At 71.8% G+C, this 26,337-nt stretch carries 27 protein-coding genes and 1 riboswitch; of the genes, 15 read left to right on the top strand and 12 right to left on the bottom strand.

Annotated elements, in window-relative coordinates; all coding sequences use genetic code 11:
• Window positions 1–170 precede the first annotated feature (170 nt).
• On the bottom strand, window positions 171–1,967 hold the full coding sequence (locus ACF062_RS01925; protein WP_392134416.1) for an AMP-dependent synthetase/ligase: 1,797 nt from the start codon (window positions 1,965–1,967) through the stop codon (window positions 171–173).
• Between the two features lie 298 nt (window positions 1,968–2,265).
• Between ACF062_RS01925 and ACF062_RS01920 the strand changes: the two genes are divergently transcribed.
• The 6 genes from ACF062_RS01920 to ACF062_RS01895 all read left to right on the top strand — a co-directional run bounded on the left by ACF062_RS01920 (window position 2,266) and on the right by ACF062_RS01895 (window position 7,397).
• A complete protein-coding gene (locus ACF062_RS01920) occupies window positions 2,266–3,036 on the top strand; it encodes a metallophosphoesterase (RefSeq protein ID WP_392134413.1) in 771 nt (256 codons plus the stop codon).
• Between the two features lie 75 nt (window positions 3,037–3,111).
• Complete coding sequence (locus ACF062_RS01915; protein ID WP_392134410.1) at window positions 3,112–3,552, top strand: SRPBCC family protein; 441 nt, start codon at window positions 3,112–3,114, stop codon at window positions 3,550–3,552.
• A 269-nt stretch (window positions 3,553–3,821) separates the two neighbouring features.
• Window positions 3,822–4,982 (top strand): ArsA family ATPase, encoded by a 1,161-nt coding sequence (locus tag ACF062_RS01910; protein ID WP_392134408.1) that lies wholly within the window; start codon window positions 3,822–3,824, stop codon window positions 4,980–4,982.
• A 69-nt stretch (window positions 4,983–5,051) separates the two neighbouring features.
• Window positions 5,052–5,534: a DUF5304 domain-containing protein gene (locus ACF062_RS01905; protein ID WP_356579859.1), complete on the top strand. Its 483-nt coding sequence runs from the start codon at window positions 5,052–5,054 to the stop codon at window positions 5,532–5,534.
• 52 nt (window positions 5,535–5,586) lie between these two features.
• Window positions 5,587–6,540, top strand: coding sequence for an ROK family glucokinase (locus ACF062_RS01900; RefSeq protein ID WP_223774164.1), 954 nt, complete (start codon window positions 5,587–5,589; stop codon window positions 6,538–6,540).
• A gap of 107 nt (window positions 6,541–6,647) precedes the next feature.
• Entirely contained in the window at window positions 6,648–7,397 is a 750-nt protein-coding gene (locus ACF062_RS01895; RefSeq protein WP_392136425.1) for an endonuclease/exonuclease/phosphatase family protein, read from the top strand.
• A gap of 11 nt (window positions 7,398–7,408) precedes the next feature.
• Here ACF062_RS01895 and ACF062_RS01890 read toward each other — a convergent pair whose 3' ends face one another.
• On the bottom strand, window positions 7,409–8,119 hold the full coding sequence (locus ACF062_RS01890; protein WP_392134403.1) for a hypothetical protein: 711 nt from the start codon (window positions 8,117–8,119) through the stop codon (window positions 7,409–7,411).
• Window positions 8,112–8,891 (bottom strand): carboxylesterase, encoded by a 780-nt coding sequence (locus ACF062_RS01885; protein WP_223774161.1) that lies wholly within the window; start codon window positions 8,889–8,891, stop codon window positions 8,112–8,114. The genes ACF062_RS01890 and ACF062_RS01885 overlap by 8 nt, the downstream gene beginning before the upstream one ends.
• A 146-nt stretch (window positions 8,892–9,037) precedes the next feature.
• On the opposite strand from ACF062_RS01885, the gene ACF062_RS01880 reads away from it, so the two are divergent.
• The 5 genes from ACF062_RS01880 (at window position 9,038) to ACF062_RS01860 (ending at window position 14,037) form a co-directional block, all read left to right on the top strand.
• Complete coding sequence (locus ACF062_RS01880; RefSeq protein WP_223778988.1) at window positions 9,038–9,748, top strand: 1-acyl-sn-glycerol-3-phosphate acyltransferase; 711 nt, start codon at window positions 9,038–9,040, stop codon at window positions 9,746–9,748.
• Window positions 9,749–9,791: 43 nt separating this feature from the next.
• Window positions 9,792–11,039, top strand: coding sequence for a MacS family sensor histidine kinase (gene macS, locus ACF062_RS01875; protein ID WP_392134400.1), 1,248 nt, complete (start codon window positions 9,792–9,794; stop codon window positions 11,037–11,039).
• On the top strand, window positions 11,036–11,764 hold the full coding sequence (locus ACF062_RS01870; RefSeq protein WP_392134397.1) for a response regulator: 729 nt from the start codon (window positions 11,036–11,038) through the stop codon (window positions 11,762–11,764). Before macS ends, ACF062_RS01870 begins: the two co-directional genes overlap by 4 nt.
• 134 nt (window positions 11,765–11,898) lie before the next feature.
• Window positions 11,899–12,936 carry a 6-phosphofructokinase gene (locus tag ACF062_RS01865; RefSeq protein WP_392134394.1) on the top strand — a complete coding sequence of 346 codons (1,038 nt, stop codon included), beginning with the start codon at window positions 11,899–11,901 and terminating at the stop codon, window positions 12,934–12,936.
• Window positions 12,937–13,032: 96 nt separating this feature from the next.
• Window positions 13,033–14,037 (top strand): 2-hydroxyacid dehydrogenase, encoded by a 1,005-nt coding sequence (locus ACF062_RS01860; RefSeq protein ID WP_392134391.1) that lies wholly within the window; start codon window positions 13,033–13,035, stop codon window positions 14,035–14,037.
• Here ACF062_RS01860 and ACF062_RS01855 read toward each other — a convergent pair.
• From ACF062_RS01855 to ACF062_RS01845, 3 genes are all read right to left on the bottom strand, one after another.
• Window positions 13,980–15,869 (bottom strand): anthranilate synthase family protein, encoded by a 1,890-nt coding sequence (locus ACF062_RS01855; RefSeq protein ID WP_392134388.1) that lies wholly within the window; start codon window positions 15,867–15,869, stop codon window positions 13,980–13,982. The genes ACF062_RS01860 and ACF062_RS01855 overlap by 58 nt on opposite strands.
• A 107-nt stretch (window positions 15,870–15,976) precedes the next feature.
• Window positions 15,977–16,036 carry a trp operon leader peptide gene (locus ACF062_RS01850; protein WP_106977022.1) on the bottom strand — a complete coding sequence of 20 codons (60 nt, stop codon included), beginning with the start codon at window positions 16,034–16,036 and terminating at the stop codon, window positions 15,977–15,979.
• Between the two features lie 10 nt (window positions 16,037–16,046).
• Window positions 16,047–16,640: a TetR/AcrR family transcriptional regulator gene (locus ACF062_RS01845; protein WP_392134386.1), complete on the bottom strand. Its 594-nt coding sequence runs from the start codon at window positions 16,638–16,640 to the stop codon at window positions 16,047–16,049.
• A gap of 44 nt (window positions 16,641–16,684) precedes the next feature.
• Here ACF062_RS01845 and ACF062_RS01840 point away from each other — a divergent pair, with 44 nt between their 5' ends.
• The 3 genes from ACF062_RS01840 to ACF062_RS01830 all read left to right on the top strand — a co-directional run bounded on the left by ACF062_RS01840 (window position 16,685) and on the right by ACF062_RS01830 (window position 19,421).
• The gene (locus ACF062_RS01840) at window positions 16,685–17,614 is read left to right on the top strand and encodes an SRPBCC family protein (protein WP_392134383.1); all 930 of its coding nucleotides are present in this window, start codon (window positions 16,685–16,687) and stop codon (window positions 17,612–17,614) included.
• A 35-nt stretch (window positions 17,615–17,649) separates the two neighbouring features.
• The gene (locus ACF062_RS01835; RefSeq protein WP_223774154.1) at window positions 17,650–19,002 is read left to right on the top strand and encodes a class II 3-deoxy-7-phosphoheptulonate synthase; all 1,353 of its coding nucleotides are present in this window, start codon (window positions 17,650–17,652) and stop codon (window positions 19,000–19,002) included.
• Between the two features lie 170 nt (window positions 19,003–19,172).
• On the top strand, window positions 19,173–19,421 hold the full coding sequence (locus ACF062_RS01830) for a bacterioferritin-associated ferredoxin (RefSeq protein ID WP_392134379.1): 249 nt from the start codon (window positions 19,173–19,175) through the stop codon (window positions 19,419–19,421).
• Here ACF062_RS01830 and bfr read toward each other — a convergent pair.
• A complete protein-coding gene (gene bfr, locus ACF062_RS01825) occupies window positions 19,418–19,897 on the bottom strand; it encodes a bacterioferritin (protein WP_223774152.1) in 480 nt (159 codons plus the stop codon). The genes ACF062_RS01830 and bfr overlap by 4 nt on opposite strands.
• A 163-nt stretch (window positions 19,898–20,060) precedes the next feature.
• On the opposite strand from bfr, the gene ACF062_RS01820 reads away from it, so the two are divergent.
• Entirely contained in the window at window positions 20,061–20,693 is a 633-nt protein-coding gene (locus ACF062_RS01820; RefSeq protein WP_223774151.1) for a sulfite oxidase-like oxidoreductase, read from the top strand.
• A 61-nt stretch (window positions 20,694–20,754) separates the two neighbouring features.
• Here ACF062_RS01820 and ACF062_RS01815 read toward each other — a convergent pair whose 3' ends face one another.
• The 5 genes from ACF062_RS01815 to thiO all read right to left on the bottom strand — a co-directional run bounded on the left by ACF062_RS01815 (window position 20,755) and on the right by thiO (window position 26,203).
• Complete coding sequence (locus ACF062_RS01815) at window positions 20,755–21,654, bottom strand: deoxyribonuclease IV (protein ID WP_392134376.1); 900 nt, start codon at window positions 21,652–21,654, stop codon at window positions 20,755–20,757.
• Window positions 21,655–21,763: 109 nt separating this feature from the next.
• Entirely contained in the window at window positions 21,764–23,737 is a 1,974-nt protein-coding gene (pknB, locus tag ACF062_RS01810; RefSeq protein ID WP_392134374.1) for a Stk1 family PASTA domain-containing Ser/Thr kinase, read from the bottom strand.
• A gap of 174 nt (window positions 23,738–23,911) precedes the next feature.
• Entirely contained in the window at window positions 23,912–24,715 is an 804-nt protein-coding gene (locus tag ACF062_RS01805; RefSeq protein ID WP_392134372.1) for a thiazole synthase, read from the bottom strand.
• A gap of 7 nt (window positions 24,716–24,722) precedes the next feature.
• The gene (gene thiS / locus ACF062_RS01800; RefSeq protein WP_392134370.1) at window positions 24,723–24,950 is read right to left on the bottom strand and encodes a sulfur carrier protein ThiS; all 228 of its coding nucleotides are present in this window, start codon (window positions 24,948–24,950) and stop codon (window positions 24,723–24,725) included.
• Window positions 24,947–26,203: a glycine oxidase ThiO gene (gene thiO / locus ACF062_RS01795; RefSeq protein WP_392134368.1), complete on the bottom strand. Its 1,257-nt coding sequence runs from the start codon at window positions 26,201–26,203 to the stop codon at window positions 24,947–24,949. Before thiO ends, thiS begins: the two co-directional genes overlap by 4 nt.
• A riboswitch (TPP riboswitch) is annotated at window positions 26,201–26,314 on the bottom strand. Its footprint overlaps the gene before it by 3 nt.
• Between the last annotated feature and the right edge of the window lie 23 nt (window positions 26,315–26,337).

Below are 26,337 nucleotides of genomic sequence, written 5' to 3'. Positions count from 1 at the left end.
GCCGCGAAGAGACAGGCCCTCCTACGGCGTGTGGGCGCGAGGAACCACCCACGACCGAGAGCCGCGAAGAAAAAAGGCCCTCCCACGGCGAGTGGGCGCGAGGAACCACGCACGACCGAGAGCCGCCAAGAGACAGCGGCCCCCACGCCGAGTGGGCGCCCCCGCCCACGCTACCCGCGGTAAATCGCCTCGATCTCGTCCGCGTAATCCTTCGCCACAACATTCCGCTTCAGCTTCAGCGACGGCGTCAGATGCCCCGACTCCTCCGTGAACTGGGAGTCGAGGACACGGAACTTCCGCACGGACTCCGCCTTGGAGACCGCCGCGTTGCCGTCGTCCACCGCGCTCTGGATCGCCGCGAGCAGATCCGCGTCGTCACGGAGGGACGCCGCCGTGGAGCCCGCGGGCTTCCCGTGGTCCGCCGCCCACCGGCCCAGGAACTCGTCGTCCACCGTGACCAACGCGCCCACGAACGGCCGGCCGTCACCGACGACCATGCACTCGGCGACCAGCGCATGCGCGCGGATACGGTCCTCGATCACGGCCGGGGCGACGTTCTTGCCGCCCGCGGTGACGATGATCTCCTTCTTGCGGCCGGTGATGCGCAGGTAACCGTCCTCGTCGAGGGTGCCGATGTCGCCGGTGTGGAACCAGCCGTCGGCGAGCGCCTCCTCGGTGGCGTCCTCGTTGTTCCAGTAGCGCGAGAACAGGTGCTCGCCGTGGAGCAGCACCTCGCCGTCGTCGGCGATGCGTACGACCGACCCCGGCAGCGGCTGGCCGACCGTACCGATCTTCTGCCGGTCCCAGGGGTTGAAGGCGGTGGCCGCGCAGGACTCGGTGAGGCCGTACCCCTCAAGGACCGTGAAGCCGATGCCGCGGAAGAAGTGGCCGAGCCGCTCGCCGAGCGGGGCGCCGCCGGAGATCGCGTACTCGCCGCGACCGCCGAGAACGGCCCGCAGCTTGCTGAAGACCAGCTTGTCGAAGATCTTGTGCTTGATCCTCAGGCCGAGGGACGGACCCGAGGGCGTGTCGAGCGCCCGGCTGTACGCGATGGCCGTGTCCGCGGCCATGTCGAAGATCTTGCCCTTGCCGTCGGCCTGCGCCTTCGCGCGCGCCGAGTTGTAGACCTTCTCGAAGACGCGCGGCACGCCCAGGATCATGGTCGGCCGGAAGGAGGCGAGCTCGTCCGTCAGGTTCTTGACGTCCGGCGCGTGGCCGAGCTTGATCGGCGCCATCAGCGCGGCGACCTCGACGAGCCGCCCGAACACGTGCGCGACGGGCAGGAAGAGCAGGACCGAGCACTCGCCCGTGCGGAAGAGGGGCTTGAGCCGCTCCACCACGTTGCCGCACTCGGCGAAGAAGCTGCGGTGCGTGAGGACACAGCCCTTGGGGCGGCCCGTGGTGCCGGAGGTGTAGACGATGGTGGCCGGGTCGTCGGCCTTGGCGGCGGCGCCGCGCTCGTCGACCGTCTCCTCCGAGACGTCGGCGCCCGTGCGCCGCAGGTCCTCGACGCCGCCCTTGTCGATCTGCCAGACGTGCGCGAGGGCGGGCAGCCTCTCGCGCACGGACTCGACGGCGGCGGCGTGCGCGTCCAGCTCGACGACGCAGGCCACGGCGCCGGAGTCGCCGAGGATCCACTGGATCTGCTCGGGGGAGCTCGTCTCGTACACCGGCACGGTCACCGCGCCCGCGCTCCAGATGGCGAAGTCGAGGAGTGTCCACTCGTAGCGGGTGCGGGACATCAGGCCGACGCGGTCGCCGGGCCGCACGCCGGCGGCGATCAGGCCCTTGGCGGTGGCGCGCACATCGGCGAGGAAGGCCTTGGCGGTGACGTCCTGCCAGCTGCCGTCGACCTTGCGGCCGATGACGGCGACATCCGGGTGCTGCGCGGCATTTCTACGGACGATGTCGGTCAGATTGCCGTCCGCAGGGACCTCGTACAGGGCCGGAAGGCTGAACTCGCGCAAGACTGCTGCTCCTACATAGGGCGCCGGCGCCACGACGTTGTGTGCTGCGACGGTGCGGTCCAAGATCGGGCAGGTGCTCAGTCGAGTGGGGGGCTGAGCACTACTGGACTGCCCGGACGTTACCCACCGGTATGGCTTGTTCGGTAGGGGGGCAGGGCCAGATGTTCGGTGCGTCACACGTCGTCGTGGTCTGAACCGCACAGTACGCCACCGTCTTCCCGACTCGGAAGTAACCGCAGGTCCAGCCCCTGACCTGGGCCCCTACCGTCCGCCCCGCGGCCGTCCTAGGGTGATCGGCATGCCAGCTTTCCGGGTCAACGTGGTCAGTGACGTGCACGGCAACGCGGCGGACCTCGCCCGCGCGGGGGACGGCGCCGACGCGCTCGTCTGCCTCGGCGACCTCGTCCTCTTCCTCGACTACGCCGACCACTCGCGCGGCATCTTCCCCGATCTCTTCGGGGCGCGGAACGCCAGCAGGCTCGTGGAGCTGCGCACCGCCCGCCGCTTCGAGGAGGCCAGGGAGTTCGGCAGGCGGCTGTGGGCGGGCGTCGACCGCGGCCCGGCGATCGAGCGGGCGGTCCGCAAGCAGTACGCCGAACTCTTCGCCGCCTTCCCGACGCCGACGTACGCCACCTACGGCAATGTCGACATGCCGATTCTTTGGCGTGAATACGCCGGGCCCGGCACCACCGTCCTCGACGGCGAGCGCGTCGAGATCGGCGGCCGGGTCTTCGGCTTCGTCGGCGGCGGTCTGCGTACCCCCATGCGGACTCCCTACGAGATCAGCGACGAGGAGTACGCCGCCAAGATCGAGGCCGTCGGCGAGGTCGACGTCCTGTGCACCCACATCCCGCCGGACGTCCCCGAGCTGCTCTACGACACCGTGGCCCGCCGCTTCGAGCGAGGCAGCCGTGCCCTGCTCGACGCCATCCGCAGGACCCGCCCCAAGTACGCCCTCTTCGGCCACGTCCACCAGCCGCTGGTCCAGCGGATGCGGGTGGGCGCCACGGAGTGCGTGAACGTCGGCCACTTCGCCGGGTCCGGAAGGCCATGGGCCCTGGAGTGGTGACCCGGCGGCGCGCGGTAGCCTTCACGCGGCAGACGTGCCGTACCGGACCCGACCGCATCTGGAGGAGCCACAGCGATGGCGGAACACACCAGCTCGAGCATCGTGATCGAGGCGGCTCCGGCCGAGGTCATGGGAGTGATCGCCGACTTCGCTCGCTACCCCGACTGGACGGGCGAGGTGAAGGAGGCCGAGGTCCTCGCCACCGACGAGCGGGGCCGCGCCAAGGAGGTCCGCCTCGTCATGGACGCCGGCGCGATCAAGGACGACCAGACCCTCGGCTACACCTGGACCGGCGACGACGAGGTCAGCTGGACCCTCGTCAAGTCCCAGATGCTGCGCTCCCTGGACGGCACCTACCTCCTGAAGCCCAAGGGCACGGGCACGGAGGTCACGTACCGCCTGACCGTAGACGTCAAGATCCCCATGCTCGGCATGATCAAGCGCAAGGCCGAGAAGGTCATCATCGACCGCGCACTGGCAGGCCTGAAGAAGCGCGTGGAGTCCAAAGAGGCCTGAGAGCGAACTAAGGGGAGGCCGGGGCGAAGCCCCTGCCTCCCACCCGCACCCGCGAAGGCACCGGCCCTCGGCACTTCCCAGGGGCGCGAGGAACTGCGCGAGCAACCACGACGCACGTCCAGCCGAAACAGAGCCCGCACCCCCCACCTCCAGGGGCGCGGGGAACTGCGCGAGCAACCACCCCCCACCCGCACCCGCCAAAAAACCGCCCCCCCACGGCGAGTGGGCGCCCCCAGCCCCCACCCCCCGCTGCCGTACCGTTCACCCTTATGCGCACCCTCCTCGTCACCGGCCCCGGCGGCTCCGGCCGGACCACCGTCGCCGCCGCCACGGCACTCGCCGCGGCGGACGCGGGCCACAGGGTCCTCGTACTCAGCGCCGACCGCACCGACACCCTCGGCGCCGTACTCGGCGGACCGCACGCGCACCCCGGCCTCACGGCGCGTCGCCTCACCCCCGACGACCGCTTCCGCGACGACCTCGCCGCCCTCCAGGACCGCGCCGCCTCCGCCCTCGACCTCCTCGGCGCCGACCGGATCGACGCCGAGGAGCTGACCCCGCTGCCCGGAGCCGAGGAGCTCGCCCTGCTGCGCGCCCTGCGCGACGCCGCCCGCGACGACACGTACGACACCGTGGTCGTCGACCTGCCACCCGCCCCCAAAGCCCTGGCCGTCCTCGCGCTCCCCGAGCAGCTGCGCCGCTACCTCCGCAAGTTGCTGCCGCCCGAGCGCCAGGCCGCCCGCGCCCTGCGCCCCATGCTCGGCCGCCTCGCCGGCGTCCCCATGCCGGCCGCCTGGCTGTACGAGACCGCCGCCCGCTGGGAGGACGACCTCGCCGCCGCCCAGGCCGTGATCGAGGCGCCCACCACCACCGTCCGCCTGGTCGCGGAGCCGGGCCCCGCAGGCGCCGACGCCCTTGACGCGGCCACCACCGGCCTCGCCCTCCAGGGCCTGCGCGCCGACCTCCTGGTCGCCAACCGCCTGCTCCCCGACGCCTCCGCCGACACCTGGCTCGCGGCGCTCGCGGCCCAGCAGCACAAGACGCTGGCCGCCTGGGAGACGGAGTATGAGCAGGTCACCACGGTCCGCCACCTCGGCCACGACCCGCGCGGCACCGACGACCTCACCGCCCTCGGCCTGCCCGGCCGCACCGATGCCCCCGCCCCCGTCCAGTGGCCCGTCACCGCGGCGCCCGCCGACGAGGAGAACCACGCGTACGTATGGCACATCCCGCTCCCCGGCGTCGTACGCGAGGAACTCGGCCTGATCCGGCGCGGCGACGACCTCGTGATCACCGCCGGGGTCTTCCGCCGCATCGTCACCCTGCCGTCCGCGCTGCGCCGCTGCACCGTCGCGGGGGCCGGGCTGCGCGAGGGCGAGCTGAGGGTGCGGTTCGCGCCGGACCCCGGCCTGTGGCCGCGGGAACGCTGAAGATCCGCTCGCGATCCGGCCCACGCGCACGGTGAACGGGCTGCCGCCATTCGGGTAACGTCGAGTGGCATGAGCGATGCCACCGGGCGCGAAGGCCCCGAAGCCTCTGAAGCCGACGTCGACGCCGACGCCTGGGAGCAGGCGTGCGCCGAGGATCTCGCGGCGGAGCAGGCCCGCCGCCGCGCCCAGTACGGGCCGCCGCCCGGCTCGGCCGCCGAGGAGCTGCGCAAGCTCGTCGACGCCGTCTCCGACAAGCTCTCCGGGCTCCAGGCACCGCTGCTCGGCGCGGCCGCGCAGGGCGCCGTCGAGCAGACCGTGAAGCAGGTCGTCCAGCAGGCGAAGGCCGTGGTCGAGCCGGTGATCGAGCGCAACCCCGACGTCTTCGACCACCTGGCGGCGGCCGGTTCCGAGCTGCTCGCCGCCTACCGTTCGGCGGTCGAGAAGCAGGAAAGCCGGTGGACCCGCGGCGACGACACCTCGGGCGGCGACGCGCGGGGCCCCGGCCGCCGCGACGAGGGCACCGCCGGCGGGGAACACATCGATCTCGACTGACCCCCCTCGGGTACGGTGGGCCGTAGCGGGGCTCGATCGAACTGAGGGATTCATGGGACTCACCATCGGCGTCGACATCGGCGGCACCAAGATCGCGGCCGGAGTGGTCGACGAGGACGGCAACATCCTCTCGACCTTCAAGGTGCCGACCCCTGGTACTTCCGAGGCCATCGTCGACGCGATCGCCTCCGCCGTGGAAGGCGCGCGGGCCGGTCACGACATCGTCGGCGTCGGCATCGGCGCCGCCGGGTACGTCAACCGCCAGCGCTCCACGGTCTACTTCGCGCCGAACATCGACTGGCGGCAGGAGCCGCTCAAGGACGAGGTCGAAAAGCGCGTCAGCCTGCCGGTCGTCGTGGAGAACGACGCCAACGCCGCCGCCTGGGGCGAGTACAAGTTCGGCGGCGGCAAGGGCCACCGCAACGTCATCTGCATCACCCTTGGCACCGGCCTCGGCGGCGGCATCATCATCGGCAACAAGCTGCGCCGCGGGCACTTCGGCGTGGCCGCCGAGTTCGGCCACATCCGGATGGTCCCGGACGGCCTGCTCTGCGGCTGCGGCAGCCAGGGCTGCTGGGAGCAGTACGCCTCCGGCCGCGCCCTCGTGCGCTACGCCCGCCAGCGGGCCAACGCGACGCCGGAGAACGCCGAGTTCCTGCTCTCGCTGGGTGACGGCACCCCCGAGGGCATCGAGGGCAAGCACATCTCCATGGCCGCGCGGCAGGGCGACGCCGTCGCCATCGACTCCTACCGCGAGCTGGCCCGCTGGGCCGGCGCCGGCCTCGCCGACCTGGCCTCGCTCTTCGACCCGTCCGCGTTCATCGTCGGCGGCGGCCTCTCGGACGAGGGCGAGCTGGTCCTCGACCCGATCCGCAAGTCCTTCAAGCGCTGGCTCGTCGGTGCCGCCTGGCGCCCCGAGGCCCAGGTCATCGCCGCCCAGCTCGGCAACAAGGCGGGCCTCGTCGGCGCCGCCGACCTGGCGCGGGAGCCCGACCCCGTCATGTGACCGCCCGGCCCGGTCCGGCCCGGTCCGGCCCGTACACCAGTGCCCGCCGCGCCCCGCGAGGGAGCGGCGGGCACTGTCGTATCTTGATCGCCATGTCGACGAGTCCCATGGGTACGCTCCCCAACTCCCGCACCGATCCCGACGGTTCGGCGGTCGTCCGGGTGCTCAGCTACAACATCCGATCGATGCGCGACGACACCGACGCGCTCGCCCGGGTCATCGCCGCCTGCGCCCCCGACCTCGTCCTGATCCAGGAGGCGCCGCGGTTCTTCCGCTGGCGCAAGAAGCTGGCCCGCCTCGCGCGCGCCGCCGATCTCGTGATCCTCTCCGGCGGCGGCACCGCGGCGGGGCCCGCGCTGCTCTGCTCGCTGCGCGCCACCGTCGAGCGGACCGAGGACGTGCTGCTGCCCCTCACCCCGGGGCTGCACCGGCGAGGCTTCGCGAGCGCCGTCGTCCGCTTCGGGGGCGCCCGCCTCGGCGTCCTCAGCTGTCACCTCAGCCTCCAGACCGACGAGCGGTACGCGCAGGGCGGGATGCTGCTCGACCGCCTCGCGGAGCTGGGCGTGGAGCACGCGGTCGCGGGCGGAGACCTCAACGAACGGCCTCAGGGGCGTACATTCCGCAGGCTCGCGGCCGAGCTGCGCGACTGCTGGACGGCCGAGCCGTGGGGCGGCGAGCACACCTCGACGCCGGACGATCCGCACCAGCGCATCGACGCGCTGTTCGTCACGCCGGGCGTTGAGGTCCTCGGCTGCGGTGTGCCGCTGGGCCTGCCCGGGGTGACCGAGGCGGACCTGAGGGCGGCCACGGACCATCTGCCGGTGCTGGCCGCCCTCAGGGTCCCGTCTGCCCGGTGAGGCCCGGGGCCTCAGACCACCGCGCCGCGCCCCGGGTCGTCGTCCTCGTCGTCGTCCCCGCTGTTCATCCGCACCACGAGCGTGGCGAAGCCGCCCAGGAAGCCGCCGAGGCCGAGCGTGGTCAGCCACCACGTCATCTGCCAGCCCAGCAGCACGGCGAGCAGGATGAGGAGCGGGCCGCCGAGCACGGCGAGCCAGGCGAACTTGGCCGTCACGTCGGCCTCGGGCAGCGGCGGCGGCTCCGGCGGCACGAAGTGGCCCTCGTCGTCCGCGTCGAAGTCGTCCTCGGAGGGCTCCGGGGTGGTGTAGTCGCGGGGGCCACCGCCGCCGACGCCGGGCGCGAAGGAGACGGAGCTGCCGAGCGGCTTGCCCGCGCCGGGGCCCGCCTCGTCGGCCGGGTCGGCGGCGCCCCTTCCGGGGGTCTTGTCGGGGCCCTTGGCGTCCGTGCCGGGGCCCTTGGTGAGGCCGCTCGCGGGGCCGTCTACCGGGCTGTTCGACTCCGGCTCCAGGAGCGCGAGGTCCTCGACCGACTTGAAGGGCTTCGCGCCCGGCGGGTCCGCCGGCTCCTCGCCGTACCCCGCGACGATCGCCTGCCAGGCGGCGTCCTCGTCCAGCGGCAGACCGTCCTCGGGCGCCGCCTTGTCCTTCCCGGGCTCGCGGTCCTTCTCCGGCTCGCGACTCTCGTCGCGGCTCTCGTCCCGGTCCGCCTCGTGCTCAGCCACCGCTGGCCGTCCCTTCCATACCGACGCTGGGAGCGAGCCGGCCGATGAACGCGTGACTCTCCTCGAAGATCCGGTCCGCGTCGTGGTCCAACGTCGCCACGTGGTAACTCTGTTCCAGCAAGATCTCCGTGACGTCCGTCGACGAGACGCGGCTGAGGACGCGGGCCGAGTCGGCGGGCGGCACCACATGGTCCCGCGGGCTGTGGAGCAGCAGCAACGGCTGCGTCACCTGCGGCAGTTCGGCGTCGACCATGCGGAAGAACACGCGCATGGAGTGCGCGGCGTGCAGCGGCACGCGGTCGTAGCCGATCTCCACCGAGCCCTCCTTGGCGATGTCGCTGGCGATGCCCTTCGTCGTCCGCACGAGGTGCCGGGCGACCGGCAGCGCGTAGGGCGAGAGGCCGTGCAGCTTGTTCGCAGGGTTGACCAGGACGATGCCGCTGATCGCGTCGCCGTGCTTGGCCGCGAGGCGCAACGTGAGCGTGCCGCCCATGGAGAGGCCGAAGACGAAGACCCGCGCGCACCGCTCCAGGAGGCCGCGCAGCTCGCGGTCCACCTCCGCGTACCAGTCCTGCCAGCCGGTGACCTGCATGTCCTCCCAGCGGGTGCCGTGTCCGGGCAGCAGCGGCAGCGAGACGGTCAGGCCGCGCTCCGCCAGGTACTGGGCCCAGGGGCGCAGCGACTGCGGGGATCCGGTGAAGCCGTGGCAGAGCAGGACGCCGACCTCGCCGCCTTCGTGGCGGTACGGCTCGGCTCCGGGGAGGACCGGCACCTTCGGTCTCCTTCGTGAGACGTGGCAAGGGGGGTAGGGAGTACCTCACCGTACGCGACCGGACTGACACCGACCAGGGTCGTCGGGCCCATTGGCCGTACCGCGGGTTAAGGTCTGATCCACAGAAACAGGAGGCACTCGGTTTGATCTACGGCGCAATGAAGGTTGCCATCGGAGGGCCGCTGAAGCTCGGCTTCAGGCCCTGGGTGGAGGGCCTTGAGAACGTCCCCGCCGAAGGCCCCGCGATTCTCGCGAGCAACCACCTCTCGTTCTCGGACTCCTTCTTCCTCCCCGCGGTCCTCGACCGCAAGGTCACCTTCATCGCCAAGGCGGAGTACTTCACCTCGCCCGGTGTGAAGGGCAAGTTGACCGCCGCCTTCTTCAAGGGCGTCGGCCAGCTCCCGGTGGACCGCTCCGGCGCGCGCGGCGCGGGCGAGGCGGCCATCAAGAGCGGCATCGAGGTCCTGGAGCGCGGCGAGCTCTTCGGCATCTACCCCGAGGGCACGCGCTCGCCCGACGGGCGCCTGTACCGCGGCAAACCGGGCGGCCTCGCGCGCGTGGCGCTCGCCACCGGCGCCCCGGTCATCCCGGTGGCCATGATCGACACGGAGAAGATCCAGCCACCCGGCAAGGTGCTGCCGAAACTGATGCGCCCCGGCATCCGCATCGGCAAGCCGCTCGACTTCCGCCGCTACCAGGGCATGGAGCAGGACCGCTTCGTGCTGCGAGCGCTGACCGACGAGGTCATGTACGAGATCATGAAGCTCTCCGGCCAGGAGTACGTGGACGTGTACGCGACGGCCGCCAAGCGCCAGCTCAGCGAGGCCGCGAAGGCCGCCAAGGCGGGCGAGAAGTAGCAGCCGGGGGACACCGCGTGGGGGACTGGGGGAGCTGGGGGGCATGGCCAAGCGCGAGCGAGTCATGAGGATGTCGGTCGAGCAGCCGCTCTGGCGTGCCCTCACCGGCTACCGCGTCCTCACGATGCTGTACGCGATCGGGCTCTTCACGACGGCGCACGAGGAACTGGACCGCCCCTGGGTGGCCATCGCCTACTACGTGGTGCTCGCCGGCTGGACGCTCGGCACGCTGCGCCGCGTGGCGAACGCCGCGAGCTGCACCAAGCGGTTCCTCGTCATCGACCTGGCCGTCGCCCTCGTGGGCATCCTCCTGACGCCGCTGGCCGACTCGCACCAGCGGATCGTCGAGGGCGGCCCGACGCTGCCCTCCATATGGACCGCCGGCGCCGTCCTCGCGTACGCCATCAAGGGCGGCTGGCGCTGGGCCGCCTTCGCCTCGCTCCTGGTGGGCGTCGCCAACGTGGTGCAGCGCGGGGCCTTCAGCCGCGACACCATCCACAACGTCCTGCTGGTCTGCATCGCCTCCATCGCCATCGGATACGTCGTGGAGGTGGCCCGCGCCTCCGAGCGCACCCTCGCCCGCGCCCTGGAGATAGAGGCCGCGACCCGCGAGCGCGAACGGCTCGCCCGCGACATCCACGACAGCGTCCTCCAGGTCCTCGCCATGGTGCAGCGGCGCGGCACCGCGATCGGCGGCGAGGCGGCGGAGCTCGGGCGGCTTGCGGGCGAGCAGGAGGTGGCGCTGCGCACGCTGGTCGCCGGCGGCATGGTGCCCGCCTCGCGCGCCTCGGAGGACGCCTCGCAGGGTGCGCTCGTACGGGCCGTCGAGGAACCGGACGACGAGACCGGCGCCGCCGACGAGACGGCGCCCCGCGATCTGCGCTCCCTCCTCGTCCCGTACGCCGGGTCCAAGGTGACCCTCTCCGAACCGGGGGCCCCGGTGCTGCTCGCGCCGCCCGCCGCGAGGGAGCTGGCGGCCGCTGTCGGTGCGGCCCTGGACAATGTCCGCAGACATGCCGGAGCCGAGGCGCACGCCTGGATCCTGGTCGAGGACGAGCCGGGCGAGGTGGTCGTGACGGTCAGGGACGACGGGCCGGGCATCCCGGAGGGCCGCCTCGCCGAGGCCGAGGGGGAGGGGCGCCTCGGCGTCGCCCTGTCGATCCGGGGGCGGCTGCGGGAGCTCGGGGGCACGGCCGAGCTGATCTCGGTGCCGGGCCAGGGGACGGAAGTGGAACTGAGAGTCCCGCGCGAAGCGGCGCGGGAAGCACGGGGGAAGGCAGGAAAAGCATGAAGAGCGAGCAGGGACAGCAGCGGCGGGAGCCGTCCACGGACACCGGCGGGGGAGCGGGCCCGGTCAGGGTCATGGTCGTCGACGACCACCCGATGTGGCGCGACGCGGTCGCCCGCGACCTCGCCGAGGCGGGCCTCGACGTCGTCGCCACCGCGGGGGACGGCGAGCAGGCGGTCCGCCGCGCCCAGGCCGCCGCGCCCGACGTCCTCGTCCTCGACCTGAACCTCCCGCTGAAGCCGGGCGTCCAGGTCTGCAAGGAGCTGGTCGCCGCCAACCCCGCGCTGCGCGTCCTGGTCCTCTCCGCGAGCGGCGAGCACGCCGACGTCCTGGAGGCGGTCAAGTCAGGCGCCACCGGCTATCTCCTGAAGTCGGCGTCCACGGAAGAGCTGATCGACGCCGTGCGGCGCACGGCCGAAGGCGACGCCGTCTTCACCCCGGGCCTCGCCGGTCTGGTCCTCGGCGAGTACCGCCGCCTGGCCACCGAGCCCGAGGCCGGCACCCCGGACGACCCGAAGGCCCCGCGGCTCACCGACCGTGAGACGGAGGTCCTGCGGCTGGTCGCCAAGGGCCTGAGCTACAAGCAGATCGCCGAGCGCCTGGTCATCTCCCACCGCACCGTGCAGAACCACGTCCAGAACACCCTGGGCAAGCTCCAGCTGCACAACAGGGTGGAGCTCGTGCGGTACGCGATAGAGCGGGGCATCGACAGGGCGGACGACGCCTGACCCCTCGTACGAGTGAACGCCTGTGATCAACTCCGGCCACATACAGGGGAATTGACCGTTCGCACCGTCCCGTAGTGACCTGGGTCACCATTAGCGTGACCCGCGTCAGGTCACTGAGGCGAAGGGACACTTCCATGGGGGCCAAGAAAATTGGCGTACTGACCGGAGGCGGCGACTGCCCCGGGCTCAACGCCGTGATCCGTGGCGTCGTCCGCAAGGGCGTGCAGGAGTACGGCTACGACTTCGTCGGCTTCCGGGACGGCTGGCGCGGTCCGGTGGAGGGCGACGCCGTCCCGCTCGACATCCCCGCGGTCCGCGGCATCCTGCCGCGCGGCGGCACCATCCTCGGCTCCTCGCGCACCAACCCCTTCAAGGTGGAGCACGGGGTGCGCCGCATCAAGGAGAACCTCGCCAAGCACGAGGTCGACTCGCTCATCGCGATCGGCGGCGAGGACACGCTCGGCGTCGCCGCCCGCCTCACCGACGAGTTCGGCGTCCCGGTCGTCGGCGTCCCGAAGACCATCGACAACGACCTCTCCGCCACCGACTACACGTTCGGCTTCGACACGGCCGTCGGCATCGCCACCGAGGCGATCGACCGGCTGCACACCACCGCCGAATCCCACATGCGCGTCCTCGTCGTCGAGGTGATGGGCCGCCACGCGGGCTGGATCGCCCTGCACTCGGGCCTCGCGGGCGGTGCGAACGTCATCCTCATCCCCGAGCAGCGCTTCGACGTCGACCAGGTTTGCGCGTGGGTCGCCTCGCGCTTCAAGGCGTCGTACGCCCCGATCGTCGTCGTCGCTGAAGGGGCGATGCCGAGGGACGGCGAGATGGTCCTCAAGGACGGCACGCAGGACTCCTTCGGGCACGTGCGGCTCTCCGGGGTCGGCGAGTGGCTCGCCAAGGAGATCGAGGGGCGCACCGGCAAGGAGGCGCGCACCACGGTCCTCGGGCACGTCCAGCGCGGCGGTACGCCCAGCGCCTTCGACCGCTGGCTCGCCACCCGCTTCGGGCTGCACGCGATCGACGCGGTGCGGGACGGGGACTTCGGCAAGATGGTCGCCCTCAAGGGCACGGACATCGTCCGCGTACCGATCGCGGAGGCCACGGCCCGCCTCAAGACGGTGGACCCGGCGCTGTACGCGGAAGTCGGCGTCTTCTTCGGCTGAACCGGTCGCCGACTGACCCGCGCGGACAGCCGGAACGCGACGGGACGGCCCCCCCCCCGGGTGCCGTCCCGGAAACCGGTCAATAGACTCACATCCATGGAAATACTCGCATTTGGCGTGCAGTCCGATGAAAAGCCGCTGATGGAGAAGGCCTTCGAGGGGCACCACGACGTCCGCTGCCTCGACGTGTTCCTGAACGAGGACACCGCGCCCATCGCCGCCGGCTACGAGATCATCTCTTCCAGCGTCAACGCCACCCTCGACAACCGGGTGCTCCAGACCCTCGCCGCCGGCGGCACGCAGCTGATCGCCCAACGCTCCACCGGCTTCAACAACATCGACCTTCAGGTCGCCGAACGCCTTGGCCTGACCGTCGCCCGCGTCTCGTCGTACTCGCCGTACTCCGTCGCCGAGTTCGCCTGGACGCTCGCCATGGCCGTCAACCGCCGCATCGTCCGCGCCAGCAACCGCACCCGCGACTTCGACTTCCGCCTCGACGGGCTGATGGGCCGCGACCTGCGCGGCCGCACCGTCGGCGTGCTCGGCACCGGCAGGATCGGCGAGGCGTTCACGCGGATCGCGCACGGCTTCGGCATGCGCCTGCTCGGCTGGGACGCCGTGCCGAACCCCGCCTGCGTCGAGCTGGGCATGGAGTACGTCGAGAAGGACCGGCTCCTCGCCGAGGCCGATCTGGTCAGCCTGCACGTCCCGCTGCTCCCGTCGACGCAGCACCTCATCGACGCCGACGCGCTGCGGTCGATGAAGGACGACGCGATCCTCGTCAATTCCAGCCGCGGCGGCCTGATCGACACCGAGGCGCTCGTCGTGGAGCTGCGCGCCGGACGGTTCACCGGCGTCGGTCTCGACGTCTACGAGGCCGAGGCGGGCCTGTTCTTCCTCGACAAGTCCCTGGAGGTCGTCGCCGACGACACCCTGGCCCGCCTCGTCACGTTCCCGAACGTGGTCGTCACGTCCCACCAGGCGTACTACACCGTGGACGCGGTCGCCCAGATCATCGAGACCACGGTGCAAAACGTCCTGGACTACACGGAGGGCCGCCGCTCCGAGAACGTCCTCGTCCCCGCCGTCGCCAACACCTGACCGAGCAGTTCCCGCACGATCCGGTCCCCGCGCAGCGTCAGCACCGACTCGGGGTGGAACTGCACCCCGGCGAAGGAAGGCCCGCGCACCGCGTGCACCTCGCCGCTCGCCCCGTCCCCGCTGACCTCGATGCCGTGCGCGGCCAGCTCTGCCGCGGACTCGTCGTCGCAGCGCGCCACGAAGCTGTTGTAGAACCCGACGGTCTCGGCACGCCCGAACAGGTCGATGCCCGTCTGCGCGCCCTGGTACGGCACTTCCTTCCGTACGATCTCCAGGCCCAGCTCCGCCGCGATCAGCTCGTGCCCGAGACAGACGCCCAGCACGCCGTACTCGTGGTCGCGGATCACCTCCGCCGCCAGTGAGCGCAGGAACCGCATCTTCGGGTCGGTGAGGTCGGACGGGTCGCCGGGGCCGGGCCCGAGCACGACGGGCCCCTCGTGCACGAGCACCGCCTCCCGCAGCCCCCGTGCGTCGTACCGCAGCACCGAGACCTGAAGGCCGCAGGAGCGCAGGACGTGCGCGAGCATCGCGGTGAACGTGTCCTCGCCGTCCACGACGAGCGCGTGCCCGCTCAGTGCGTCACCGCGCTCCTGCATCCGCAGCCAGAACGGCGCGAGCCGCTCCCGCCGCCCGTCCAGCGCCGCCCGCACGCGCGGATCGTCGGCCAGGGCGGGCCGCGCGCACTCCTCGCGCGGGCGCCCGGGCCGCACCCCCAGCGCCGCGAGCACCCCGGCCGCCTTCGCATGCGTCTCCGCGACCTCGCCCGCCGGGTCGGAGCCGCGCACCAGCGTCGCGCCGACCGGTACGCGCAGTTTCCCGGCCGCGGAGATGTCGGCGGTACGGATCAGGATGGGGGAGTCCAGCGTCTGCGCGCCGCCGCCGTCCCGGCCGATGAGCGCGAGGGCGCCGGCGTAGTAGCCCCGCCCGGACGGCTCGTACCGCTCGATGACCCGGCAGGCGTTCTGCACCGGCGACCCGGTGACGGTCGCCGCGAACATCGTCTCCTTGAGGACCTCGCGCACGTCCAGCGACGACTTGCCCCGCAGCTCGTACTCGGTGTGCGCGAGGTGCGCCATCTCCTTCAGACGCGGCCCGACCACGACCCCGCCCATGTCGCCGACGGTGCACATCATCTTGAGCTCCTCGTCGACGACCATCGACAGCTCCTCGATCTCCTTGCCGTCGGCGAGGAAGGCGAGCAGGTCGTCGGGGGTCGGCCCCTCGGCCGGATAGCGGTAGGTCCCGCTGATGGGGTTCATGACGACCGTCCCGCCGGACATCCGCACATGCACCTCGGGGCTCGCCCCGACGAGCGTCCGGTCCCCGGTGTGCACGACGTACGTCCAGTACGCGCCCCGCTCGCCCACCAGGAGCCGCCGGAACAGCGCGAGCGCGTCGGCCCGGTCAAAGCCCGGGATCTCGCCCTCGTACGTACGGCGGATCACGAAGTTGGCGCCCTCGCCCCGCCCGATCTCCTCGCGCAGGACGCGCCCCACGATGTCGGCGTACGCGGTGTCGTCCACGTCGAAGGCCCCGCCCTCGACCCGCACGTCGTGCGCGGGAAGCGAGGCCAGGGCCTCGCCGAGCGGGAGTTCGTACGTCTCCTCGGGGGTGAGGACGGTCAGCGGCGTGCCGTCGTCGCGGACGTCGAAGCCGCGCTCCCGGATCTGCCGGAAGGGCACGAGCGCGAGGCCCTCGGGGATGTCGGCGAGGCGGTCGTACGTGCCGGTCGGGCCGATGAGGACCTCGACCGTGTCATGGTCACGGCCCGGCGTGCGGCGGCGCAGCAGGGCGAACGGGCGGTCGTCGGACAGCAGATCGGTCAACTGCATCAGTTCTGTTCCTTCTCACTCGGAGAGGAACGGCCCGGCCCGGAGAGTCCGGGAAACACGGAAGGCCGCCCCTCGGGCGGCCTTCGCGAGTCTGTGGGTACGCGCAGTCAGTGGGCCGCCGGATGAGCGGGCCACCACCAGTTGCGAGTCGTCGTCTGCGCGTGCATGTGCGGCACCCTAGCGCATCATCAGGAGGTCGAGGCCCTCGTCGAGATACGCGCCGAGCTCCTCACCCGCGGGCACCACGGAAGGCACCGCGTGGCCGAGCTGGGTGTGGCCCAGATAGACGCTGTACGCGAGCAGGCCGCGGCGGCGTGCCTCCGCCTCCGGGAAGCCGAGCGCGGCGAACAGCTCGGCGACGTACGCCAGGCGGCGTTCGGTCACCTTCCGCAGGGCCGCGGCGACCTGCGGGTGCTCTGCGGTTGCCAGCAGGGAGACCTCCAGGGGGCCGGAGGCGGCGGCGGTGATCGCCTCGGCGAAGAGCAGCCGGATGCGCTTGCGGACGTCCGGCTCGGCCTCCACGTGGGTGATCATCCCCTCGGTGTGGAGCTGTGCCCAGCGGTCCAGAGCCGCCTCGACGAGCGCGTCACGGTTGGCGAAGTGCCAGTAGAAGCTGCCCTTGGTGGTGCCGAGGCGGACCGCGAGCGGCTCCACGGCGACGGCCGCGAGCCCTCCCTCGCCGATCGCCGTCAGCGCCGCGTCCGCCCAGTCGTCGGCGGTCATCCGGGGCTTCGCCGGGGTCGTCTTACGCTGCCGTTGCACCATGGCCATACGGTACCGTACGGTGACCATACGCCAGCGTATGGAGGTGCGGCATGGGTGTCGTGCGCAACGAACACGAGCGGCTTTTCGAGGCCCCTGCGGAGGAGGTCGGCGCGCTGCTCGACCGGCTGTCCGCCGAGGACGACCCGGTCTTCCCGGCCCCGCAGTGGGCCCCGATGACCTTCGACCGCCCCCTGGGTGTGGGCGCGACCGGCGGCCACGGCCCGGTCAGGTACGCCGTCACGGAGTACGAACCGGGCCGCCGCGTCCGCTTCGCCTTCACCCCGCCGGACGAGGGATTCCACGAGCTCTCGGTCGAGCCGCGCGGAGAGGGCCGCTGCCTCGTGCGCCACGTGCTTGAGGCACGGCAGCGCGGTCTCGACTTCCTCCTGTGGCCGACGGCTGTCCGGCCGGTGCACGACTCGATGATGGAAGAACTGTTCGACAACATCGAGCGCGTGGTGGCGGGCGGCTGCGCCCGGCCCGTGCGCTGGTCGCCCCGGCTCCGCCTGCTCAACCGGCTCTGGTGGCCCCGGCCGCGGACGGTCGAGGTGCCGCCGGAGGCCCGCCTGCTCCGGGACTCCATCGAGCGGCCCGACTACCAGGACGCGTACCGCATGGACATGCGCGCCGGCCTGCCCCGCGACCCCGGCGCGTGGACCGGCGTCCTGCGCGACGCCTTCCCCGTCATCGCCCGCGAGGGCGGCGAACTGCTGATGGACGTGAACACGGCAGGCCTGACGGCCCGCGCCTCGATCCTGGTCGACGAGCGGCACGTCACCCTGAGCACGGCCGTGCGGGCGGACACCACCTGCGCACGGCTCTACTGGAGCGCCGTGCGACGCGCCCACCCCTTCATGGCCCGCATGATGCTGCGCCGCGTCCACCGCGGGCTCTGCCTCGCGGCCCCGACCGCGGGCGACCGGGCGGCGGCGGCCCCTCGCTCTTCCGTGTCTGCTCCGTCTCACTTGGTGAGCGGGTGAATGGACGGCGCGCCCGACCCCGTAATGTTGACGAGGTGACCGTGAACGCTAAGACCACCGCAACCGGTGGCAACACCTGGCGAAACCTGCCCGCGGCGCAGCAGCCCGAGTACCCCGATGCCGAGGCTCTGCGCGATGTGATCGCGGACCTCGAGTCGTATCCCCCGCTCGTCTTCGCGGGCGAGTGCGACCAGCTGCGCGCCCGACTGGCCTCCGTCGCCAAGGGAGAGGCGTTCCTGCTCCAGGGCGGCGACTGCGCCGAGGCCTTCGACGCGGTGTCGGCCGACCACATCCGGAACAAGCTGAAGACGCTGCTCCAGATGGGCGCCGTCCTCACGTACGCGGCGTCCGTGCCCGTCGTGAAGGTGGGCCGCATCGCGGGGCAGTACTCCAAGCCGCGCTCCAAGCCGACCGAGACCCGCGACGGCGTGACGCTCCCGACCTACCGGGGCGACTCCGTCAACGGCTTCGACTTCACCGAGAAGGCCCGCATCCCGGACCCCGAGCGCCTGAAGCGGATGTACAACGCCTCCGCCTCCACGCTCAACCTGGTGCGCGCCTTCACCACCGGCGGGTACGCCGACCTGCGCCAGGTGCACGCCTGGAACCAGGACTTCGTGAAGTCGTCCCCCTCCGGCCAGCGGTACGAGCAGCTGGCGCGCGAGATCGACAACGCCCTGCACTTCATGCGGGCCTGCGGCACCGACCCGGAGGAGTTCAAGACCGTCGAGTTCTACGCCTCCCACGAGGCGCTGCTGCTCGACTACGAGGGCGCGCTGACCCGCGTCGACTCCCGCACCGGCCGGCTGTACGACACCTCGGCCCACATGGTCTGGGTCGGCGAGCGCACCCGCCAGCTCGACCACGCGCACATCGAGTTCGCCGCGCAGATCCGCAACCCCATCGGCATCAAGCTCGGCCCGTCCACGACGGCCGAGGAGGCGCTCCAGTACATCGAGCGCCTCGACCCCGACCGTGAGCCCGGCCGGCTGACCTTCATCGTCCGCATGGGCGCCGACAAGGTCCGCGACAAGCTGCCCGAGCTGGTCGAGAAGGTCACCGCGTCCGGCGCGACCGTCGCCTGGATCACCGACCCGATGCACGGCAACACCTACGAGGCGGCCTCCGGCCACAAGACCCGCCGCTTCGACGACGTGCTCGACGAGGTGAAGGGCTTCTTCGAGGTCCACAAGGCGCTCGGCACGCACCCGGGCGGCATCCACGTCGAGCTGACCGGTGACGACGTCACCGAGTGCGTGGGCGGCGGCGACGAGATCTTCGTCGACGACCTCCACCAGCGCTACGAGACGGCCTGCGACCCGCGGCTCAACCGCAGCCAGTCGCTCGACCTGGCGTTCCTGGTAGCGGAGATGTACCGCGACCAGTAAGCCTTCGGCAGTACGTACGAGTGGGGCGCGGATCCATGTGATCCGCGCCCCACCGCCGTACGGGGGCTTTTGTGGGCCCGGAGTCGTGGGTAAGGTTAGGTTAGCCTCACCGATCAATCGGGACGGCGCTGTCGATAAATCCTGTCCGTCCTGTCTCTTCTGCCCGGGAGGTGAGCCGCGTGTACGTCTGCAACTGCTTCGGGGTCACCGAGGCGCAGGTGAAGAAGCACGCGGCGGACGGCGCCTGCACCCCCCGCCAGATAGCGTCGGCCTGCAAGGCGGGCACGGACTGTGGTTCGTGCGTACGGCGCATCCAGGCGCTGCTCGGCCGGGGCGCGTGCCCCCGCAGGGAACTCGTCGACCAGGGAGAGCCCGCCGTGGCGCTGGCCCCCGAGGCCGGGCTTCCCGAGGCCGCCTAGCTCTCCGGCTGCTCGATGAGCTGCGCGAGGTAGAGCGGCTCACCCAGCTTCTCGACCAGCTCCAGCTGCGTGTCGAGATAGTCGATGTGGTGCTCCTCGTCCGCGAGGATCGACTCGAAGATGTTCGCCGACGTGATGTCGCCCTTGGTGCGCATCACCTCGATCCCGCGCTTGAGGCGGTCGATCGCCTCCACCTCGACCTGCCGGTCCGCCTGGAACATCTCGGTGACGGTCTGGCCCACGCGCACGTGGAAGAGCCGCTGATAGTTGGGCAGCCCGTCGAGGAAGAGAATCCGGTCGGTCAGCACCTCCGCGTGCTTCATCTCGTCGAACGACTCGGCCCGGGTGTACTTGGCGAGCTTCGTCCAGCCGAAGTTCTCCTGCATCTTGGCGTGGAGAAAGTACTGGTTGATCGCCGTCAGTTCGGCGGTCAGCTGCTCGTTGAGAAATTCGATGACCTCGGGGTCGCCCTGCATCGCAAAGGCTCCTTCCAACGGTGTCTGGGCAGGTAGCGCGCATCTTTGCACCGGTGTTCGGAGGCCGTCCAGTAAGTGCACGCTTAGTAGGAGTTGCCCGAATCCGCATCTGTCAGACTTCGTCTGGTCACGCCTACTGTTCCCCGTCTGTCAGGATGGAGTCATGGGTCAGCCGGCGGAACGCGCATCTCGACAGGCAGCGGAGCCGGAGCTTCCGCCGGGTCAGCGGCTCCAGCGCGGCTGGCCGGTCACGCACTACGGGCCGGTGCCGAAGTTCCGGCCCGAGCGCTGGGAGTTCAGGGTCTTCGGGGCCACCGCGGACGGCGAGAAGCACTGCTGGACCCATGAGGAGTTCTCGGCCCTGCCGTACACCACCGTGGTCGGCGATCTGCACTGCGTGACGAAGTTCAGCATGCTGGGCGCCGAGTGGGGCGGAGTGGCGGCCCGTACGATCCTGGAACTCGCGCCGCCCGCGCCCGACGCCACCCATGTCATGGTCTGGGCCGAGTACGGCTTCAGTTCGAATCTGCGGATGGACGACTTCGCCTCCGACCGCACGATTTTCGCCACCCACAAAGGCGGTGAACTGCTCACCGCGGAGCACGGCTTCCCACTGCGGCTCGTGGTCCCGCACCTGTACGCGTGGAAGGGCCCCAAGTGGGTCCGCGGCGTCGAGTACATGACCGCCGACCGCCGCGGCTTCTGGGAGGAGCGCGGCTATCACAACGTCGGCGACCCCTGGCGTGAGCAGCGCTACTCGTACCAGGAAGAGCCCGGGGACGGCCCCGAGCTCTAGCTGCCGGGTGCGGATGCGTGTCCATCGCGCCGGGCCACAGGGCGGTCGGGCCCAGTATTTCCTAGTCGCTCCTGAGCCCCTTGAGCCGCGCCACGTCCGCCGCGTGTCCCTCCTTGCCGCCGGGCGTCTCGATGACCAGCGGTACGCCCTCGGTGGCCGGGTGGCGCATCAGCTCGCGGAAGGGCTCCTCGCCGATGTGTCCGGTGCCGATGTTCTCGTGGCGGTCCTTGTGGGCGCCGACGACGTCCTTGGAGTCATTGGCGTGCACGAGCTTCAGGCGGCCCTCGCCGACCGTGTCCACGAGGAGGTCCAGGGTCTGGCGCATGCCGCTGGGGCCCGTCAGGTCGTGGCCCGCCGCGAAGATGTGGCAGGTGTCCAGGCAGATGCCCAGCTTCGGGTGCGCGTCGAGTGCCTCGAAATAGGGGCCGAAGTCCCAGGTGCGGGAGCAGAGCGAGGCGCCCTGGCCGGCCGTCGACTCCAGGAGCAGGAACGGGTCGTCGTCGTGCGTCAGCTCGTCGAGCAGCGGCAGCACGAGCTCGCGCACCTGCTTGAGGGCGACCCCCCGGTCGCGGCCGCCGGTCGCCGAACCGGTGTGCACGACGACACCGAGCGCGCCGATCTCACGGCCCCGGCGCAGCGAGTGGCGCAGGGAGTCCACGGACTTCTCGGCGGTCGCCTCGGTGTGCGAGCCGAAGTTGATGAGGTAGGGCGCGTGGACGTACGCAGGGATGTTCCCGGCGGCGCAGGCCGCGCGGAACTCCTCGTCCTGCTTCGGATTGCCGGGCGGGGTCGCCCACCCGCGCGGGTTGGCGACGAAGACCTGGACGGCCTCGGCGCCGAGATCACGGGCGTACGACAGTCCTACGGAGGCGAGACCGCCGGCCACGGGGATGTGGGCACCGACGGGGTTGCGGGACGCGGCGCCCAAGGACGCAGGACGGGGGGATTTGTTGCTGCTCACGCCGTCAAGGGTGGCACGTGGGCGGGGCCGGGCGGGCATCGGCCGGGGGTGGGCTTCGTCATCCTCGCCGGGGCGGCGGGGGCCCGCGCGGACCCCCGGGGGCCGCGGCTCAGCGGATCTCGATGGTGATCGTCGACCCCTTGGGGGCCTCGTCGCCCGCGTCCACCGACTGGTCCTTCACCGTGTCCCCGAAGAGGCCGAGCAGCCCGCGGTCCTTCTCCACCGCGAAGCCCTTCGACTCCAGCTTGTCCACGGCCTCGTCGACGCTCATCCCGGTGACGTCCGGGACCTCGACCATCGGAGGGCCCTTGGAGATCGTCAGCGTGACCGTGTCCCCCTCGGCGAGCGGCTTGTCCGCCGCGGGGTCCTGCGCGGCGACGGCACCCTTGTCCTCGTCGGAGGGGATGCGGGCCGACTTGATCTTCGCCTTCAGCCCGGCGTCCTCCAGGTCCGCGACGGCGTCGGCCTCGGACTCGCCCACCACGTCCGGCACCTCGACCTGGCGGCCCTTGCTGACGACCAGGGCGACGGCCGAGTCGGCCTTGCGGGTGAAGCCGGCCCGCGGGTCCGTACGCACCACGGAACCCTTCGCGACGTCCTCGCTGAAGGTCTTGGTGACCATGCCGGGGGCGAGACCGGAGTTCTTCAGCTCCTTCTTCGCCTCGGCCAGCGGGATGCCCTTGACGTCCGGCACCTTCACGGTCTCCGGGCCCCGCGAGACGGTCAGCGTCACCTTGCCGTTCTGCCGGATGCGCTCACCGGCCGCGGGGTCGCTGTCCATGACCGTGCCGCGCTTGTCGGTCTCGCTGTACTCGCGCTTGATCTCCTTGACCTCGAGCCCGGCTTCCTCCAGACGCTTCTCGGCCTGCGCCTCGGTCTTCGCCAGAAGCGGCGGGACCTCCGTGAACTGGCCGGAGTTGATGTACCAGACGCCCGCGCCCAGGCCGAGGGCCAGGAGCACCGCGGCCACCACCGCGATCGTGCGGCGGCGCGGATCGAACCGGCCGCGCGAGCGCGGTGCCGGGGCGGGCGGCGCCGGCGGCGGTGTCGTCAGGACGCTGGTGCGGTTCAGGGCGTCCTGCCGGCCCTGCTCTCCCTCGGCCGAGAGCGGGAGTGGGAGCTGCGCCGAGCGGTCCGCGCGCGGGATCACGCTGGTGCGGTCCTCGGAGTTGTCATGGTGGCCGGGGGCGTCATGCTCCGCCGCGCGGGCCTGCGGCGGCACCGCGTCGAGCTGCTCCTCGGTGAGGGCTCCTCGCGCCTCGCGCAGCTGGGCCAGGAGGGCCACCGCGTCGTGCGGGCGGACGTCGGGGGTGCGGGCGGTGGCGGAGGCGACCAGCTCGTCGAGCGCGAAGGGGAGCCCCGGCACGGCCGCCGACGGGGGCGGCACGTCTTCGTTGAGGTGCTGGTAGAGCACTTGGGCGGGGGAGTCCCCGGAGTGCGGCTTCGCGCCGGTCAGCATCTCGTAGAGCACCACGCCGCAGGCGTACACGTCCACGCGTGTGTCCGCCGTGCCGTGCTCGATCTGCTCGGGGGCGAGATAGGAGACGGTGCCAAGGACGGTGCCGGTCGTGTTCGTGACGGTGTCCACCGCGCGTACGAGGCCGAAGTCGGCGACCTTCACCCGGCCGTCGTCCCCTATGAGGACGTTCTCGGGCTTCATGTCGCGGTGCACGAACCCGGCGCGGTGCGCGGCGCCGAGCGCGGCGAGGACCGGCTCCAGGATGTCGAGCGCGGCCCGTGGCTGGAGCGCGCCGCGCTCGCGCAGGACGTCACGCAGCGTGCAGCCCGCCACGTACTCCATCGCCAGATAGACGTACGCCCCGTCGGTGCCCTGGTCGAAGACGCCGACCACGTTCGGGTGCGAGAGGCGGGCGACCGACTTCGCCTCGCGGATGAAGCGCTCCACGAAGGAGGCGTCGGCCGCCAGCGTGGGGTGCATCACCTTGAGCGCGAGCACGCGGTCGAGGCGGGTGTCCACGGCCCGGTAGACCGTGGCCATCCCGCCGACCGCGATGCGCCCCTCGATCCGGTATCGGCTGTCGAGCAGCTGCCCGACGAGGGGGTCCTGAAGGGTCGTGTCCACGCAGGGGAGTCTACGAGCCGCCACCGACACCTCGTCCCGGCCGGTCCTCCCCGCGGCTGGACTGCAGCCGAGCTGTGACAGGTGACGGGCCGGAGCGCCCCGTCAGGGGCGCGGGGAACTGCGCGCCAAGCCCCCACCGGCGGCCGGCCGCGAGCGAGCAGTACCCCGCCTTGCTCAAGGCGTCCCGAAAGCCGGCCGCTCCGGATCCAGCCGAGCCATGCCCTCCGCAGGAGAGGACGCCTCCGCGAAGTGACGGCGGGGGATCCGCCCGGCCCGGTACGCGAGGCGCCCCGCCTCGACGCCGTGCCGCATGGCCTCCGCCATCAGGACCGGCTCCTGCGCCCGTGTCACGGCCGAGGCGAGCATGACACCCGCGCACCCCAGCTCCATGGCGAGCACCGCGTCGGACGCCGTGCCCGCACCCGCGTCCAGGATCACCGGCACGCGCGCGTGCTCGACGATCAGCTGGAAGTTGTGCGGGTTGCGGATGCCGAGCCCCGAGCCGATGGGGGAGCCGAGCGGCATGATCGCCGCGCACCCCACGTCCTGGAGCTTGCGCGCGAGCACCGGGTCGTCGTTCGTGTACGGAAGGACCGTGAAGCCGTCGTCGACGAGGGTCTCGGCGGCGTCCAGGAGCTCGATCGGGTCCGGGAGCAGCGTGCGCTCGTCCGCGATCACCTCCAGCTTCACGAGATCGGTGCCGAGCGCCTCGCGTGCGAGACGGGCCGTGAGGACGGCCTCCCCGGCGGTGAAACAGCCCGCCGTGTTCGGCAGGACGCGGATGCCGAGCCGGTCCAGGACGGAGAGCACCGAGCCCTGCACACCGGGGTCGAGGCGGCGCATGGCGACCGTGGTCAGTTCGGTGCCGGACGCGACGAGGGCGCGTTCGAGGACGTCGAGGCTGGGCGCCCCGCCCGTGCCCATGATCAGACGCGAGGAGAGGGTGAGCCCGCCGATGACGAAAGGGTCGTCTGCCATGGTGGGATCAGCCTCCCTGGACTGCGGTGAGTACTTCGACGCGGTCGCCCGCGGCGAGCACGGTGCCGGACCACCGCGCGCGCGGTACGACGGTTTCGTTGAGGGCGGCGGCGACACCGGAGTGGGCCGCCGTGAGAGTGGCGACGAGGGCTTCGAGCGTGGTGCCCGGGGTCACGTCGCGTACCTCTCCGTTGACGGAAACGGTGAAGGGCGTACTGGAGGCGGGCGTACTCATGCGGGTTGCTCCGTGAACGACTGCGTGGGCAGTGGCTGCGTTGGGGGTACGAGGGAGGGCTCGGTGAATCGGCGCGGGGTGAACGGCCGCGCCTCGTCGGGAAGCTCACCGGTGGCCAGGGAGTGCGCCATGACGTCGCCCGTCAGGGGCGTCAGCAGGACGCCGTTGCGGTAGTGCCCGGTGGCCAGCTGGAGCCCGGGCAGCCGCGTCGGGCCGAGCAGGGGCGCGTTGTCGGGGGAGCCGGGGCGCAGGCCCGCGCGGGTCTCGGTCAGCGGCAGTTCGGTGATGCCGGGCACGAGTTCGTGTGCGTCCCGCAGGAGTTCGTAGACGCCGCCCGCGGTGACCGTGGTGTCCCAGCCGAGCTCCTCGCTGGTGGCGCCGACGACGAGTTCGCCGTTCTCGCGCGGGACGAGGTAGAGGGCGCCGCCGCGCACGACCGCGCGCACGGTGCGGCTCAGGAACGGCGCGTACGCCTTCGGCACCGTCAGGCGCAGCACCTGCCCCTTCACCGGCCGCACGGGCGGCAGGACGTCGTCGGGAACGCCCGCGAGGCGCCCGCTGAGGCTGCCCGCCGCCAGCACGACCTGGTCCGCGTGCAGCTCGGTGCCGTCCCCGAGGACGACTCCCCCGGCCCGGTCGCGTACGACCGAGAGCCGCTCGGCCCAGCCGCGGTGGAAGGCGACGCCCGCCCGCTCGCAGGCCACGAGCAGCGCCGCCGCGAGCCGGCGCGGGTCGACCTGGTGGTCGCCGTCGACCCGTAGCCCGCCCCGCACGCCCGGTGCGAGCATCGGCTCCAGGCGGCGGCACTCGCGGCCGCTCAGCCACTGCGACTCCAGGCCGGACCGGCACTGGAGGGCGTGCAGTTCGCGCAGGTGGGCACGGTCGTCGGAGTCGAGCGCGACGGCGAGCGTGCCACACGCGCGGTAGCCGAGGTCGCCGACACCGCGGTCGCTCGCCTCGGCCAGTTCGGCGGCGAAGTCCGGATAGCGCCGCGCGGATTCGAGGTTGAGTGCGAGCAGCGTCTGCTCGCCGTGGTGCAGTTCCGTGACGGCGGCCAGCATGCCGGCCGCTACCTGCGCGGCGCCGCCGCCCGGCTCGGGGTCCACGACGGCGACGGAGAGCCCGCGCTGCGCGGTCCGCCAGGCCGTGACCAGGCCGATGATGCCGCCCCCCACGACGAGGACGTCCGTCGGAGTCTTCGATTCCGCCGGTGGCGCACAGGATGGTGTGCGGGGTGGTGTACGTGGCTGCATGGGCGTCCAGCCCCTCCCTTCGCCGGCATGACCCGGATCAGGTTCGTACGGTCGGAGGCCGTCCCAGCCTCCCTCTCAGCCCGGTGCGTCCGGGCTCCCGCGAGTGCTCTGCACCGGCCACCCTAGCCCGTCGC

Origin of the sequence: Streptomyces sp. NPDC015345, from assembly GCF_043078805.1 — a bacterium.
In the GTDB taxonomy this organism is placed as follows: Bacteria; Actinomycetota; Actinomycetes; order Streptomycetales; family Streptomycetaceae; genus Streptomyces.
Note: the sequence above shows the minus strand (reverse complement) of the source record. Positions and strands in the feature narration are given on the sequence as shown.